Source organism: Clostridium guangxiense (assembly GCF_021043395.1).
Classification (GTDB): Bacteria; Bacillota; Clostridia; order Clostridiales; family Clostridiaceae; genus Clostridium_S; species Clostridium_S guangxiense.
Window position 1 is genome coordinate 140,110 of record NZ_JAJNKE010000001.1, and the last position, 16,032, is coordinate 156,141.

19 protein-coding genes are annotated in these 16,032 nt (G+C 30.9%); all 19 read right to left on the reverse strand.

Annotated elements, in window-relative coordinates; genetic code table 11:
* Positions 1-2 precede the first annotated feature (2 nt).
* The 19 genes from LQK79_RS00800 to LQK79_RS00890 all read right to left on the reverse strand — a co-directional run bounded on the left by LQK79_RS00800 (position 3) and on the right by LQK79_RS00890 (position 16,004).
* The gene (locus LQK79_RS00800) at positions 3-359 is read right to left on the reverse strand and encodes a flagellar biosynthetic protein FliO (protein ID WP_231015082.1); all 357 of its coding nucleotides are present in this window, start codon (positions 357-359) and stop codon (positions 3-5) included.
* Positions 360-380: 21 nt separating this feature from the next.
* Entirely contained in the window at positions 381-923 is a 543-nt protein-coding gene (locus LQK79_RS00805) for a flagellar basal body-associated FliL family protein (RefSeq protein WP_053240952.1), read from the reverse strand.
* Positions 924-978: 55 nt separating this feature from the next.
* The gene (locus tag LQK79_RS00810; protein ID WP_053240953.1) at positions 979-1,173 is read right to left on the reverse strand and encodes a flagellar FlbD family protein; all 195 of its coding nucleotides are present in this window, start codon (positions 1,171-1,173) and stop codon (positions 979-981) included.
* A gap of 176 nt (positions 1,174-1,349) precedes the next feature.
* Positions 1,350-2,591, reverse strand: a complete 1,242-nt coding sequence (locus LQK79_RS00815; RefSeq protein WP_053240954.1) for a flagellar hook-basal body complex protein — start codon at positions 2,589-2,591, stop codon at positions 1,350-1,352.
* Positions 2,592-2,699: 108 nt separating this feature from the next.
* Positions 2,700-3,092, reverse strand: coding sequence for a TIGR02530 family flagellar biosynthesis protein (locus tag LQK79_RS00820; RefSeq protein ID WP_053240955.1), 393 nt, complete (start codon positions 3,090-3,092; stop codon positions 2,700-2,702).
* Positions 3,093-3,119: 27 nt separating this feature from the next.
* Positions 3,120-3,755, reverse strand: a complete 636-nt coding sequence (locus LQK79_RS00825) for a flagellar hook assembly protein FlgD (RefSeq protein WP_231015083.1) — start codon at positions 3,753-3,755, stop codon at positions 3,120-3,122.
* A gap of 11 nt (positions 3,756-3,766) precedes the next feature.
* Positions 3,767-5,236: a flagellar hook-length control protein FliK gene (locus LQK79_RS00830; RefSeq protein ID WP_231015084.1), complete on the reverse strand. Its 1,470-nt coding sequence runs from the start codon at positions 5,234-5,236 to the stop codon at positions 3,767-3,769.
* A gap of 4 nt (positions 5,237-5,240) precedes the next feature.
* Complete coding sequence (gene fliJ / locus LQK79_RS00835; protein WP_053240958.1) at positions 5,241-5,678, reverse strand: flagellar export protein FliJ; 438 nt, start codon at positions 5,676-5,678, stop codon at positions 5,241-5,243.
* Between the two features lie 21 nt (positions 5,679-5,699).
* Positions 5,700-7,010 carry a flagellar protein export ATPase FliI gene (gene fliI / locus LQK79_RS00840; protein ID WP_231015085.1) on the reverse strand — a complete coding sequence of 437 codons (1,311 nt, stop codon included), beginning with the start codon at positions 7,008-7,010 and terminating at the stop codon, positions 5,700-5,702.
* 13 nt (positions 7,011-7,023) lie between these two features.
* On the reverse strand, positions 7,024-7,797 hold the full coding sequence (locus tag LQK79_RS00845) for a FliH/SctL family protein (RefSeq protein WP_231015086.1): 774 nt from the start codon (positions 7,795-7,797) through the stop codon (positions 7,024-7,026).
* Entirely contained in the window at positions 7,781-8,797 is a 1,017-nt protein-coding gene (gene fliG / locus LQK79_RS00850; protein WP_231015087.1) for a flagellar motor switch protein FliG, read from the reverse strand. The genes LQK79_RS00845 and fliG overlap by 17 nt, the downstream gene beginning before the upstream one ends.
* Positions 8,798-8,802: 5 nt before the next feature.
* On the reverse strand, positions 8,803-10,428 hold the full coding sequence (gene fliF, locus LQK79_RS00855; protein ID WP_231015088.1) for a flagellar basal-body MS-ring/collar protein FliF: 1,626 nt from the start codon (positions 10,426-10,428) through the stop codon (positions 8,803-8,805).
* Between the two features lie 17 nt (positions 10,429-10,445).
* Positions 10,446-10,772 carry a flagellar hook-basal body complex protein FliE gene (gene fliE, locus LQK79_RS00860; protein ID WP_053240962.1) on the reverse strand — a complete coding sequence of 109 codons (327 nt, stop codon included), beginning with the start codon at positions 10,770-10,772 and terminating at the stop codon, positions 10,446-10,448.
* A gap of 13 nt (positions 10,773-10,785) precedes the next feature.
* On the reverse strand, positions 10,786-11,217 hold the full coding sequence (gene flgC, locus LQK79_RS00865; RefSeq protein ID WP_231015089.1) for a flagellar basal body rod protein FlgC: 432 nt from the start codon (positions 11,215-11,217) through the stop codon (positions 10,786-10,788).
* 27 nt (positions 11,218-11,244) lie between these two features.
* Entirely contained in the window at positions 11,245-11,646 is a 402-nt protein-coding gene (flgB, locus tag LQK79_RS00870; protein WP_053240963.1) for a flagellar basal body rod protein FlgB, read from the reverse strand.
* Positions 11,647-11,841: 195 nt separating this feature from the next.
* Complete coding sequence (locus LQK79_RS00875) at positions 11,842-12,849, reverse strand: GDP-mannose 4,6-dehydratase (protein ID WP_231015090.1); 1,008 nt, start codon at positions 12,847-12,849, stop codon at positions 11,842-11,844.
* A gap of 38 nt (positions 12,850-12,887) precedes the next feature.
* Positions 12,888-13,196, reverse strand: a complete 309-nt coding sequence (locus LQK79_RS00880; RefSeq protein ID WP_231015091.1) for a hypothetical protein — start codon at positions 13,194-13,196, stop codon at positions 12,888-12,890.
* Positions 13,197-14,963, reverse strand: a complete 1,767-nt coding sequence (locus LQK79_RS00885; protein WP_231015092.1) for a motility associated factor glycosyltransferase family protein — start codon at positions 14,961-14,963, stop codon at positions 13,197-13,199.
* A 27-nt stretch (positions 14,964-14,990) separates the two neighbouring features.
* The gene (locus LQK79_RS00890; RefSeq protein ID WP_231015286.1) at positions 14,991-16,004 is read right to left on the reverse strand and encodes an SDR family NAD(P)-dependent oxidoreductase; all 1,014 of its coding nucleotides are present in this window, start codon (positions 16,002-16,004) and stop codon (positions 14,991-14,993) included.
* Positions 16,005-16,032: the final 28 nt, after the last annotated feature.

The window sequence follows — 16,032 nt, forward strand, 5'->3', positions numbered from 1 at the left end:
AGCTAATCTTCCTTTTTCATCCCAAGCTTATTCTTAATATCTTTAAAAAACTCATCTAAACTTTTATACTGTGGTATTTTTTTCACTTTTTCAATGGCGCTTAATTCTTCACCATCAATCTCCATTAAAATTTCTGTTTTAGAAGTAGTACTAGACATAATATATCCCTTTGAGCCAATTTTAATAACCAAAAGACTTGTATCCTTTGAAAGAGACGTCTTTTCTAGTACTTTAATATATTTTTCATTTTGCATACCCTGAAATTTACTGCCCCCATATTTTAGTGAAACATAAATTAACAGTATAATCATGGGAAAAAATATTATAAATTTTATTATCATCCCTGCTGTATCTATCATACAACACCATCCTAATAGTATTTATTGAATAACTAAATTACTAAAATATATATTTGAAATCTTCCCATTTTTTAAATGCATATTAACTTTATCAAGAATTTCTTTTTTTATTTCTTCTACCTTTTTTTGATCAGCAAAATCTGCTGCAGCTTTACTTCTTAAAACTCCTACTATTTCAGCCTGCAGTATTGGCGTTTTTACGGCATTTTTATCTTCCAATTCAGACTTTAATTTTTTATTAACATTACCATCATATCCTAATGCAACACTAACCTTTATAAATTTTTCAGTATCTTTATCTGATAAATTAGTTGTAATATCATCAAAACTATAAGTTTGTTCATCTACATCTACTGTAGTAATACTTCCAGAACTGGTTTGTTGTACTTGATTTGTATCTACATTTGTATTATTAGTAGTACTTCCACCTTTTTTTGAAAATACAAAAAAGTACAATATTCCAAATACTAATAATACTATTATTACAGCAATTAAGAATATAATTATGATTTTTGAACCCTTCCCATTTTTTTTAGCCTCATCGTTCTTTTTATCGTCAGCCATTCTTAATTCATCCCCTTTATATCATAAATAACAATATATGTATAAATAAAGGTCCCTATTTAAAGGTCCCTTTAAATATTTGTTTTTTAAACATTATCACCTTATCTATAACCTCATCTACAGTTTCTTCAACAATGTACTTATTTCCATTTACAAGTGTAATTACTGTTTCTGGTACTTCTTCAATTTTCTCTATTTGACTATCATTGAGTACAAAGTCTTTTCCATTCATCCCCCTAAGTTTTATCATAGCCTCACTCCTTTAATAAATTTTATAGTTTTCAATGTATATTTCTAAAGATAAACCACCTTGAAACTTAAAATTTATTTGTACCAAAATGCCGTCTTCTGGGCATTTTGGTGCACATAAATTTCAATAGTTGAAGCAGTTTATCTATATACATTGAAAACCAGAAATTGTATCAATTATTTTACGAGATTAACCAAACTCTGCAAAATTTCATCACCAGTACTTATACTTTTTCCATTAGCTTGAAATGCTCTTGATGCAACTATCATATTAGTAAATTCTTTTGCAAGATCAACATTTGACTCTTCAAGAGCTCCTCCTTGTATAGTAGGATAGCCTGACGAATTATCGTGCGCTGCTATAGACTTATTATATGCATCTTGCCCTTTAATATCATTTGCCGCACCAGACCTTAAAATTGCCGCTCCTGAATTTGGAGAAACGCTAAGCAAATTTGAACCATCCTTAGTAAGTCCCTCAGGATTCTTAAATGTAGCCATAGCAATCTGTCCAAGAGCTGCAGTAGTATTATCATCCAATACTGCTGTTATTATTCCATCTTGTCCTATAGAAAAGCTCTTTACCTTTACACTCTTAACATGTGTACCATTGGCATCATGATAAATTTTCTTAACTGAATCTGGTACTCTTAAAGTATGAAGATTGCTGCCATCTGCTCTCAAATCAGGATCTTCTGTATCTACAAAAGCAACATCTCCAGCCGCAATATATGAAGATTCTCCATTTGTAGTAACTGCAGATGCTCTAGAAATAACTACTGAATTTGCACCATCTAAAGTAGTTACACCATCTGCTGTAATAACTGAAGAATCTGTCGAAACATTTCCAGTACTTTCGCCTTGATTCTTTGATATACTAACTACATCTGCGTAATAACCCGAACCAATTTCATTTCTTCCAATCATTGAATATCCAAGAACTCTATGTCCATCAGATGTAAGAAGGTTGCCTTGATCATCGAGTTGAAAACTACCATCCCTTGTATATGAAACAGCTGTTCCAGTTGGCACTGTGGTTATAGAATGATTATTCGTGTCAACCTTAATGCAGTCATCCTCATTAAACATAGTCTGACCATTTGCAACCATAAAGTACGAACCTTCACCAGTAATAGCAGCATCAAGATTTCTACCTGTTGGATTTAATGATCCTTTTGAAATATCAGTAGAAATGCTTGAGACCTGAGTACCAAGTGTAACCTGCTTCGCATTTGTACCTCCTGAATTTCTAGTTGCTGATGTAGCATCACTAATAGTTTCACTAAAGGTATCCGAATAATTAACAGATTGAGATTTATAAGCAGTTGTGCTTGAATTTGCAATATTACTACCAGTTACATTTAATTTATCTTGACTTGTGCTCATTCCACTGATACCAGCACTAAATAATCCTAACATAAAACTACCTCCAAAATTATTTTTGTAGTTTACCTCCTGCTTCCGTCATTCCACAGTTTAAGCTTCCTCATTTAAACTCATATTTCTATGGTTTTATTTAGGTCCAGCTTACAATAAAACTACACTATCTATATTTGTAAATACATTTCCTGTTCTGCTATTTTTATCAACAGCAGTTATTATTGTTCTATTTTTTATACTTGCTATAAGTGCAACATCCTTATACAATATAAGGCAATCTTTAGCACCTTTTTCATCTGCGTCATTTATTCCTTTATTTATTTTTTTCATATCAACTTCATTAAATTCAATATTTCTTGATTTAATTCTTGCAGCAGCATGATTAGAAATGCTAAATCCTGCATTTTTACCTAAATTGTCATCTAATATCTTTTCAAATGTTGTATCTGATTTTTTAGAATTATATTTTGTGAAATTATTAGAGCTATTAGAAATACTCTCTACATTAATTAATTTTCCATTAACAACTCTATATACCATAAGTTATCACCTATCAATATCTTAAAATTAGCTTTTTTGAATTTCACCTGTATCTACAATGTTAACAGCTATACCACTTGCACTATCTACATCTGAATAATCAAATGTCATAACCTTATTAATTGGAACATCTTCATATACAGGCTGTCCAGTTGTTGGATCTGTAACTACTTTTCCATCTGAATCAACCTTCTCTTTTTTTTCAGTAAGATATACAGGTTTTCCATCTTTAATTACAGGATTTCCTTTATCATCAAACTTTTCTTGATAGATTTGATTGCCATTTTGGTCAAGCAAATCTACATAAACCTTCATACTGTCACCATTTCTTGTGACTTTTTCAACAATACCTCTATAAGGATTTCCATCACTATCTGCTGATTTCATGGTTACCACTTTTCCTATAAGAGATGATGCTCCATTAAATGTCATTGTTCTATTTAAATTAAGCATCTGCTCCACACTTGAAAATTGAGCCATCTGAGCTACAAATTGTGTTGCATCCTGGCTGTTATCAGGACTTTGATTTGCCATCTCAGCTGTAAGTATTCTTACAAAAGCATCTTGATCTAAAGTATTAGACGTTTTTCTAGTACTGCTACTACTGCCTGAAGCTATTTTACTAGTATCAATAGTATTCAAATCATTAAATGAATTTGACATATTTTCACCTCTTAAGCTAATATATTTACTTTTCCTTCATTCAAATCTATGTTGTTAGATTCATTTTTAATTTCAGCCACATTCTCCTTATTGCTATTGCCCTTATTTTGTTCTCTTGCATCATTTTCATTATTTTTTTCGCTGCTGCCCCCCCCAAAATAAGTAGTATCATCGTATATATTTACAGAAAACGCTTGAATTTTTATATTTTGATTGTTTAAACTATTATTTATATCTCCAAGACTTGAATTTAAAAGAGCATAAGTTTCCTTATTCTCAGCGGAAATACTTGCTTTCATAATGTTATTTTCCATTGAAAGTCTTATTACAACTTCCCCAAGTTCTTTAGGATTTATTTTTACTGTAAGTTCTTTAATGTTGTTATTTTGCATATATGTTACTGACTTCACAATATCAGCTGCAAAATTGTTCTTATTTATTACTTGAACTTCACCTTTTAGCGCTTGAGTGCTTGTATTGCTTATGGTTGAAAATTGATTCATAAATGTAGTCATCTTTGACATTTTACTATCACTTTTATCCTGTGATAATAACTTCTTTAAAAATTCATCTTCGTTTTTACTTGTATCATCGTTTTTTTCATAATTTTGAGAAGCCTTGCTCTCATCATCGATATCAAGACTATCTTGAAAATTTTCATTTACAGCATTACTTTTAGTATCTCCTATATTGTCGTTTGAAGTACTAATCTTAGCTTTTTCTACACTTTTTTGTTGTATTTCAGAATTTGCAATAGGTTTATTGCTTGATTGGCTTACTAAATTAGAAATATTACTGCTTTTATCTACTTTTACTACTTCATCTTTATTTAACTTTGATTTTAAAACGTCAATTATATTGTTTATAAGCTTGTCATGTTCATTTGACGCTGTATCGTTATTTATCTTAGAAGTTAAAAAACTTACAAAGTCACTACTGCTTTTTCCTTTGAATAAATCTTGAAGTTTAGAAGCAATATCAAGTATATCCTTTTGAAAATCCTGTGAAATGTTTAATTTTTCAAGTTGACTCTTTAGTTTAGTAAAATCAATTGAATTGCCATCATAGCAATTTAGTACAGCAGTAAGTATAGCTTGCACATTAGTTTGTTCACCTGTAGTATCATCCTTACATTTATCTACATCAGAATCGATTTTAGCTTCAGAATTCTTATCACTAACTTTATTTTTAGCTTTATCACTTGAAACATTTTTATTTGAATTTTTTTCTTGCACATTTTTATTTGAATTTATATCACTTGGCTCAGTGCTACTTGAATTTGCATCACTTGAGTTGACGTTATTTAAATTAGCATCATTTGAATTATCATTGTCTGCACTTGTAGTATCCTTATTAGTAGAATAACTCTTCAAGTAGCTATCAAAACTGTTAGGTTTAGTATCACTTGCAGATGAACTTTTAGAGCTGCTATTATTTACATTTACTAAATTAATAATTTTTGAAGCATAAATACCTTCCAATTTCTCACCCCCTTTCAAGTTTTCTTATGTATCCGTATAGAGCAAGTTCATCATTAAACTTCTGCTCTACCAATTTAGTTTCTAACTCAAATTTATCTTTTTGTTTTTCCTTTAAAGTTTCAACAGTTTTTCTCTCAATTTGCTTTTCTACAAGCTCTTTTCTTTTTTGTTCAAGCATTTCATTCTTTTTATATAATTCAATTTTTGTTTCATCTATACAAGAAACTAGTGAATTAAGATAATTATGGGTGATTTTTTGTTCGATAACAGTGCCAAACATCATAGTTTCACTATATTTCCTATAATTATCATTTAATAAATTAAGTTTTTCTTCCACCTGCAATTTTTCTTCTTGTGCTTTCTTAAATACAATTTTACTTTGTTCTTCTTTTTGAAATTTTAAATCTAAAAGCTTTTGAAGTCTAAAATTGAATTTTCCCATGCCAGCCCTCTTTTCATAAGATTAGCTTGTAAACATATTTTTTAAATTCTCTATACTTTCCTCAATAGGTGCCTTTTCATTTATTCCCTGCTTTAAATAAGAATTTATCTTATCATTATATGCAATTGCTGCATCGACCTTTTTGTTACTTCCTCTAGCATATGCACCTATGTTTATTAAGTCTTCATTATTCTTATAGGTTGCAAGTAAATCCCTTGCAATACCTGCTGCATTTTTATGCTCATCATCTGCAATTTCAGACATAAGTCTACTAACACTTTTTAAAACATCTATAGCAGGATAATGATTTTTAGCAGCTATATCCCTTGAAAGAATAATATGTCCATCCAGTATACCTCTTACCGCATCCGCTATAGGCTCATTAAAATCATCTCCATCAACAAGCACTGTATAAAATGCTGTTATGGAACCTTTATCAGACATTCCAGACCTTTCCATAAGTCTTGGGAGCTTAGCAAATACGGACGGAGTATACCCTTTTGTAGCTGGAGGTTCACCAATAGCTAGTCCAACTTCTCTTTGTGCCATGGCAAATCTAGTTACAGAATCCATCATGAGTATTACTTTTTTACCTTTATCACGAAAATACTCAGCAATAGCTGTTGCAGTAAAAGCACCTTTTAGTCTAACAAGAGCAGGTTTATCAGAGGTTGCACAAACAATGACAGATCTTTTCATACCTTCTTCACCAAGATCTTTTTCAATAAAGTCACGTACTTCTCTTCCTCTTTCGCCTATAAGTGCAATTACATTTACATCAGCTTTGGCTTCTCTTGCTATCATACCAAGGGTTGTACTTTTACCAACACCACTTCCTGCAAAAATACCTATTCTTTGCCCCTCACCGCAAGTTAAAAAACCGTCTATAGCTCTTACTCCAGTTGCAATTATACTCTTAATTCTTCTTCTTTTTAAAGGATCTGGTGGCTCTTTATCAAGTCTATAAAATACACCCTTATTAAACTCCTCACCAGTCATTGAATTTCCAAGTCCATCTAAAACCTTACCTAAAAGTTCCGAAGAACACTTAACGCTTAATGGTCTACCTGTAGGAACAACCCTGCATCCAGGGGATATTCCTACAAGTTCACCGAGAGGCATAAGTATTACACTCTGTTCCTTAAAACCTACAACTTCGCATGGGATAGCTCTATTTTTTTCATTGTAAATTACACATACTTCTTCTACAAATGCTTTAATGCCTTCTACTTCAATAGTAAGACCTATAACTTTATTAACAACGCCTTCTGTATATTCTGTATTGCATTCAGAAATCTCTTTAGTCAAAGCATCAAAATCAATATAAATCATGTAATCCCCCATACTATTCTGATTTCAATATTATTTCTTTAATTTTATCAATAGCATCATCTGCATTAACCTCAACTTTGCCATTATCCTTTTCAATAACTGCAGAGCCATCATTTCTTTCATTATCTTCAATAACAAAAATTTCTCCATTATAAGGAAGCTCATTTTTCCATGTTGAAATATTATTTTTAACATTTTTTACATACTTATCATTGCATTTTACTATTATAGTTTTAGCATCTTTAGAAAGTTTTATTGCCTCATATACCATATTATCTATAGCATCACTTCTTTTAATTCTTTCCTTTATAACCTTAGATGCTATTTCAACAATAAGCCTTTTTATCTCAATTTCTTTACTTTCATAATACTTTTCGCACTCATATCTTGCACTTTTTACAATATTCGAAGCATTTTGCTGTGCAAGGGATTTTAAATTTTCAATTTCCATTTTTCCCTTTACGACAGTTTCATTATAAGCATTTTCATAACCTTTTTTTCTTCCTTCATTGAGTCCTCTTTCATAAGCTTCTTTATATGCATTTTCTTCAATAATCCTCGAATCATCTATAGCAGCTTTTCTAATATTTTCAGCTTCTAACTTTGCCTGTTTTATTATAGAAGTCGCTATATTCTCATATTGTTCATATTGAAACCTTTTCTCAGCGTTCTTTATAGAGGACTTTTCTTCTTTTTCTGGAATTTTTATATCCTCTACAGCTATGACTTGATGCTTATCTTGCTGAACAACCCTTAGATTATCTATAACTCTAGACGATAATAGCATCTTCTCCACCTCTCGAAACTATTATTTCTCCAGCATCTTCAAGTCTTCTTATAACACTAACTATCTTCTGTTGTGCTTTTTCAACATCCACAAGTCTTACTGGTCCAAGGAATTCCAAGTCTTCTTTTAAAGCAGCTGCAGCTCTCTTTGATTGATTTTTATAAATCGCATTTGAAACATCTTCTGAGCATCCTTTAAGCGCCATACCAAGATCCTTTGTATCAATTTCTCTAAGAACTCTTTGAATTGATGCATCATCAAGAGTAACAATATCTTCAAATACAAACATAGACTCATTGACCTTCTCTGCAAGTTCTGGATCTTCTCTTTCAAGTCCTTCTCTGATATTCTTTTCTGTTGTTCTATCAACCTGATTTAATATATCAACAAGAGTTTGAACACCACCAATAACAGTAACATCAGACCTTACAACAGATGACAATTTGCTATTCAAAACTTTTTCTATTTCTTTTATAACCATAGGAGAAGTATTACTCATAGTAGCAAGCCTAAATGCGACATCACCTTGAACTTCTTCTGGAAGCGCGGACAAAATTTGTCCAGCTTTATTAGCCTGTAAATAACATAATACAAGTGCAATTGTTTGAGGATGTTCATTGGTTATTACATTTAATAATTGATGTGCATCAGCTTTTCTTGCAATTGCAAAAGGTCTATATTGCTCTGTAGCTTCAGCTACCTGGTCTAAAATTTCCATAGCCTTTTGTGGTCCTAAAGCTTTTGAAAGTAAATCTCTTGCATAATCAATGCCACCTTCAAGAATATAATCCTTAGCCTTATTCATATCTATAAATTCTTTGAGTATATCTTGCTTTACTTCTGATTTAACGGAAGTTATATTTGCTATTTCATAAGTTATTCTTTGGATTTCTCTTTCAGGAAGTTTTTTTATTATTTTAGCTGAAGCCTCCGGGCCAAGGGTGATAAATAGTATGGCCGCCTTTTGAACCCCAGTTAGCTTTACTTCTTTACTAGCCAAAACTATCACCTCTCATCACTGGCAAGCCAAGCCTTTATTATATCTACAACTTGTTCAGGTTTGTTTGCCGCATATTTTTTAATTTCATTTTCAACATGAGAATTTTCATCTTCTCTCTCAAAATTAATAGGTGCAAATTTCTGCTTATTCTCTTTAACAGCCTCATCATCAACAACAACGTCAATACTTTGAGTCTCATCTTCTTCTGCCTCTGCTTCAGCCGCAAGAAGTTTAGCAGCTCTTCTCTTTTTAATTAAACGAACACCTAATACTATAAGTGCAGCAAGCACAACTGCTGAAGCTATACCTATAGCAATATACATTTTTTGATTTTTAGCAGCTTGTTCTTCAGCTTTCATCTCATCTAACGCCTTTTGAGCAGCCTTTTGAGCGCTGTTATCAAATGACATACCTTCAACACTTATAGAATCTCCTCTTTTAGTGTCAAAGCCAACAGCATTTCCAACAATATTAGATACCTTATCTTGAGTATTAGCATCTACATTTCCATCCACTAAAACAGATATAGTCAACCTTTTAACATCTCCTGGCGATTTTACTGTTTTAGTTTTTTCACTGCTAACATCATAGTTTTTTGTAGAATCGGTACTCGTAGAAGTATTATTTCCACCATTAGTAATGGTATTTGAATTATTGTTATTTGTTGGACTTCCAGATGCAGCATTTGTGCCAGAGCTTGAATTACTAGTATTATGTTCACTTACAACTACTGGATTTTTTGTATCCTTTTGATCTGTAGGATTATTGTAATATGTCTCAGAGTCAGTTTGTGAAGCATCAAAATTAAGCTCAACATTTACCTTTACCTTTACTTTGCCTTTACCATATGCATCTTCAAGAACATCAAGAGCTTTTTTCTCATAATATTCATCTTTCTGCTGTTCTACTTTATTCCTGTCCTCAGCTGTTTCTGAACTATCACTACCGTCATCACTTTTAAATAAATCTTTACTTAAAAGATTCATTTTATCATCAATAACTTGAATATTTTCCTTTGGAAGATTGCTTACGCTGCCTGACACAAGGCTAACAATTGCCATAACCTGACTTTTACTCAAATCAGATGAGCCTGTCTTCATTTTAATAGTCACAGAAGCAGTTGCTTTTGTCGAATCTTTAACAAAAACAGAATCTTTGGGCATAACAAGAGTAACCCTTGCATCATCAACTCCATCTAAACTCTTTATTGTTTTTTCGAGTTCTCCTTGAAGTGCTCTTTGGTACTCAACATTAAACTCAGCATCTGTAGTTCCAAATTTACTATTAGAAGCGTCAAAAAGTTCAAACCCTTTACTTCCATTTGTTAAAGTAGAAGTCAATTGCAATCTTAAATTATCAACTTTATCCTTAGGAACATAAATAGTATTAGTGCTTGAATCCTCCTTATGTGCTACCTTTAATGTATCTAATTTGGATATAACTGTAGCAGCATCATTTGAATCCAGCTTTGAAAATAAAACTCCATATTTAGTAGTTGTTTTCGACATAATTATTAAAGACAATGCAGCTAAAATTCCTACTATTAAGATTATAAATGCCACCTTTTTCTTTTTGCTCAATGCCTTCCATTTACTAAATAAGCCTTTAAAAAAATTCAACAGTTTATTCATTACAAGCACTCCCAACTCTATAACTGCATTTTACTAAGCTCCTGATATGAGTCAACTAATTTGTTTCTCACTTGGATAGCCAACTCTAATGACAGCTGAGCTTCTTCAGTTGAAAGCATTACTTGGTGAACATCTACATCGTCACCCTCAACAAACTGTTTTGAAATTTCCTGAGCACTGACCTGTTTATCATTAACCGAAGACAACTTATCTTCAAGTACTTGTGCAAAATCAACATTATTATTCTCACTATTAGCATCGCTACCATTTAAATTAACTTGACTACTTTGTCCAGTTTGAAGAACATTTTTTACATTGTCCGGTATAAATTCATCTACTCTCATAAATTAATTCTCCTTATTTACCAATTTCTAAAGCTTTTGTAAACATACCCTTTTCATCATTTATAGCCGTTACATTTGCCTCATATGCCCTTGTAGAAGCCATCATATCCGCCATTTCTGTCAATATATTGACATTAGGCATTTCAACATATCCCTGCGCATTAGCATCTGGATTACCTGGATCATATTTTTCCTCAAATGGAGATTGATCCTCAACTATTTGAGTAGGTTTAACCCCTAATAATTTTTTTTCATATTTGCCGGTTTGAGAATTAAACACATTTTCAAAATTCTCCTCAAAAGTAGCAATTTTTCTCCTATATGGTCCACCATCTTCAGTTCTTGTTGTCGAAATATTAGCTATATTAGATGATATTGTGTCCATTCTCAATCTTTCTGCTGAAAGACCACTTGAGCTTATATTAAATGAATTAAAAGCACCCATTGCGTTAACTCCCTCCTATTAAATTAACTACTTTCCATTAATAACATTGCCAGTCATGCTAATTCTTCTGCTAATTTCACTTGTTAGCGCATAATATTTCAAAGTATTTTGAGCTTCATTTGTCATTTCCGTATCAATATCTACATTATTTCCATCCTCGTTCATGCTGGTGGTATTATCTGTTTTTACTTCTATACCCCCATACTCTGCACCATCATTTATGTGTCTTGAATCAGTTCTTATCATTTCAAGATTATCCACAGAATCTTTCAAATTATCCTCAAAAGTAACATAAGATCTCTTATATCCTTTTGTATTTATATTTGCTAGATTGTTAGATATTACATTTTGTCTCTCAGATGATGCATCAAGTCCTTTTTTCAAAAGTTCATATGTAAATTGACTTTGTGACATACCACTTATATCCACTTTCTCAATACCTCCCTATATTTATTTAACCATTAACCACCCATTAAATATTATTTGACAATAAATTTAAAAATCCTTCTAAAAATGAGAAAAATCTTTATCTAATATGTTTTTTGTAATAAATTGTCCTTAAATTCATATATGCATTATATTATACTATTATTTAGTAATATTTTCAAATATTCTACAGACATTTTATGTTAAATTTTGACCAAATTTTTTAATCCATTGTTCGGTTTCAATTATACCTTTTTCAAGTGAATATTTTGGCTGCCAGCCTAAAATTTGTTTTGCTTTTAAATAATTACACTTTAGCTTCAATATCTCACTTTGAGGATGAATATGTTCCACAAAATTAACTGGCACCCTATTTTGTGATATAAGATTAGAAAGTTCTTTTATAGAAATATCCCTTCCAGTTCCAGCATTTATTATCTCACCATTCACAGCGCTTTTATATCCAGAAAGTACAACAAAATCTGCACAATCCTTTACATATAAAAAATCCCTAGTTTGTTCCCCTGTGCCATATATATTTATAGGAACACCAGAAATGGAATTCTTTATAAATATAGATATTACTCCTCCTTCACCTCCTGTCTTTTGAAATGGTCCATATGTGTTAAAAGGTCTTATTACAACCGTAGGTAATTTATACGCATTATAATATGAAAGGACCATATTTTCTGCTGCTATTTTACTTCCCCCATAGGGTGACACAGGTTTAACAGCATGTGTTTCATCTATTCCATCCTCATCAGACATATTATAAACCATGCATGTGCTCATAAAGACAACTTTACAAGGGTAAGTGTTTTGTCTTACATCAGATTTCCAATTTAGCCCTTTCATTATTCCTTTTTCACCAAACATTTGTTTTTTAGCTTTTTCTAATATTTTAAAAGTTCCAACCGTATCATTAAAAAAGGTTTTCTGAGGATCATCTATGCTATCTTGAACATTTATGGATGCAGCAAGGTGATATATTATATCGTATTTTTCTTTAAATAAACTATCTAAATCACAGTCATTTATTATATCCCCTTTAACAAATTTAACCTTGTTTCTATCAAATTCCTTTATGTTTTCAATTCTTCCATTTGAAAGATTATCGAATATAGTTACATTATGACCATCCTCAACAAGTTTTTTGACAACCCATCTTCCAATGAATCCAGCGCCACCAGTAACAAGTATCTTCAATCAAATCAGCCTCCTCTCCTTAGTTAGTGGATAGTACTTTAATTTAGTTTACAACTTGTCTTAAAATCTTCAAGCAATTTATACTTTAAGATATCCGCCGCCTCTACAAATTGAGATTTTTTAAGGCAGTCATTTATTTTTTTTAGTGAATAGGAAATTCTTTTTGAATCTAAATTTAATGCTACTTTGTTTTGTACTGAATAATCAGCAATTTCATTTATTTCATTTATAGCACTCTTCAAAACATTAACAGCTTCATCAAAATTTGAAATTATAAACATTGTCCATGAATCATTTAGCTTTAAAACAACATTGTTAATTTTATTCTGTAGGTAACCCTCTTCCAATTAAGAATGCACCTCTTCCTGAATATTATTTAGCATTATATAACATTTATCAAGTACATATAAATACACATTGAGTTTTCTTTCCAAATAAGATTTTGGAGTCAAAAATTCTATGTTTTCTACAGAAAATTTTAAAACCTCCCTATAAAAACCTATTTGATTAAGTTTATCTTCAAAATCCCTTATATATTTTTCTTTAGTACTTATTATATGATCACTTTCAATTATATTTATCGTACTTTCACAAATAATTATAATATTATTAAGTGTATTTTTTAATTCTTTTAAAAAATATTTTATAAATTCACTATTTATATTCTCATAAATGGCATTATTATGCAAGTACTTTATAGTATTATTAAAGTTTTTTTCTGGCAATATAGAAAGTTTTTCATCATAATAATCATCGAAATTTATGTTTTTCGCACCTTTTATGTTCAATCCATCTTCCGAACCATTAAAAAATTCTGTATTTGGATTTAATGCTATTATTCTTTCCATAACATCTCGCATGGAAATAAATGATGGTTTAGTATACACATACTCACCCTTATTATTTTTAACTTTTATGTATTCACTAGAACTTTCAAATTTCTCATTACTTATTTCATAATGAGAAACTGCGCCTTCAGCATAATTCTTATTTCTACTATAACATAGATCCTGACCCAAAAAAATAATAGGATTACAGCCTAATTTAGCCAAGTTTTCCGCCATGACATTAGCAATAGAATTTCCACTAAATTTTCCATATGTATTCCAATCAAAGCGTTTACTTACATATAAATCCATATTAGTTTGATTCATAGCAAACTTGTATTTTCCCGTATACTCTAGTACTTTATCGTACACTTGAAGAGAATAAAATAAATTCACATCTTTATTTAGTACAAGATTTTCAAAAAGCTTTCCTTCTGATTCATTACCATCCATCGCTCCTGCTATATGAGCTTTTATTCCATTGGACTCCAAAATCGTTATTCCAGTTCCAACTGAAACAATTAAAACATTTTCTTTGATCTCTCTTAACTTCTTTATATGGTAGGACAAAGAAGGTCCTGCGGCACAAATTACAGCTGGTACGTCCTTAAATATTCCATCTAAGACTTTAACTGGGCAAGTATCCCCTATGTAATTTAAATTTTTCGCATAATTCTTATACCAAACCTTATCGCTTAAATTAATTGACCTAATATTTGAAATATATCTGTTTAATTTTAATCTCAAACTTTCTATTATTCTTTTATAGAGTTGATAATATATAGCTTTATACATAGGTGAAATTACAAGCTTTATTTTAAGGCTTTTTAATTTGTTTATTACATTATCGAGTAAATTCATTATTTGTGTTAAATCTTTACCTACGTAAATTCCTATATCATAAGGACTATTAATCATGAAATCAATGTTTACATTTTCAATCATAACCCTAAATATATCCTCATCAGGTTCAACAATTATATAAGTCCTTTCTTCATCTTTTTCCAGCATTTTTTTTAGTTCATAACCAAGCCCAAATCCAAAAATAAATATAATATCAGCTTCTTCACTAAAGGCAGTATCACTTATACAATCTGCCATTTCCATTGGATCTACCTTACTGTAAATTCTATACTTTCTTCCTTTATATAATTTCACTATATTAGAATTACCATTTAAGCTACTTTCAATATATGCACTTTTATTATGTAAAGTTATCATCTTATTATATAAAATTTCATCTATAATTTTTATGTATTTCAAATTTTCATCGTATATTTTACTCACAGTATCACCTCGCACAAGTTCATCAATTTATAACAGTTTATTTTCTCTTAAAATTTTTCTCACTTCATCTTTTTCAATTGGTTTAACGTCATTTGAATTGTAGCTTCCAATTTTAGCACTTTTAAATTTGCTATAATAATTTTTTATGCTTTCATAGTAAGTTGGCAAAACCGCATACATATTTCCCAAATCAAATGCAAATTCTGATTCTTCCCTAGTCATAAGTTCCTCATATTTTCTCTCTCCAGCTCTCAAACCTATGGTTGTAATATTCACGTCTTCTTTTTTTATATTTAATTTATTAGCAGTCTCCTCAATTATAACTTCAGCGAGATCGTACAGCTTTATAACAGGCATTTTTAATACAAAAGCTTCTCCACCTTTAGCATTTTCTCCTACTCTCATAATAAGTTCAACAGCTTGACTTAAAGTCATCATAAACCTAGTCATTTTAGGGTCAGTTATGGTAATTCTTTTATTTTCTTCTATTTGCTTTTTAAAAAGCGGTATTACAGACCCTCTTGAACCCATGACATTTCCAAATCTTACAACTGCAAACTTAGTCTTTACTGCACCCTTGCTATAATTTGCTGCTTGTACAAGTTTTTCCGCTAAAAGCTTTGTAGCGCCATATGAGTTAGCTGGATTAATTGCCTTATCAGAACTAGTAAATATCACATTTTCTACATTATGGTATGCTCCTGCCTTAATTACATTCTCCATCCCTATTATATTCGTTTTTATAGCTTCATCTGGATTATACTCACAAGCAGGTACATGCTTCATTGCAGCAAGGTTAAAAATAACATCTATGTCATTAGACGCCCTTTCAACTCTTTCATAATCTCTTACATCCCCAATTAAAAATCTAAATTTGCTTCTATCTGTTATTTCATTTTGCATTACAAACTGCTTATATTCATCTCTACTAAAAATTCTGATAACCTTTGGGTTTTGTTTTATAATCTCATTAACAAGACCTCTTCCTATGGTACCAGTTCCACCAATTATCAAAATTTTTTTATCTGTATAGTATCCCAAAATCTCAGTACCTCCATTATTGCCACAT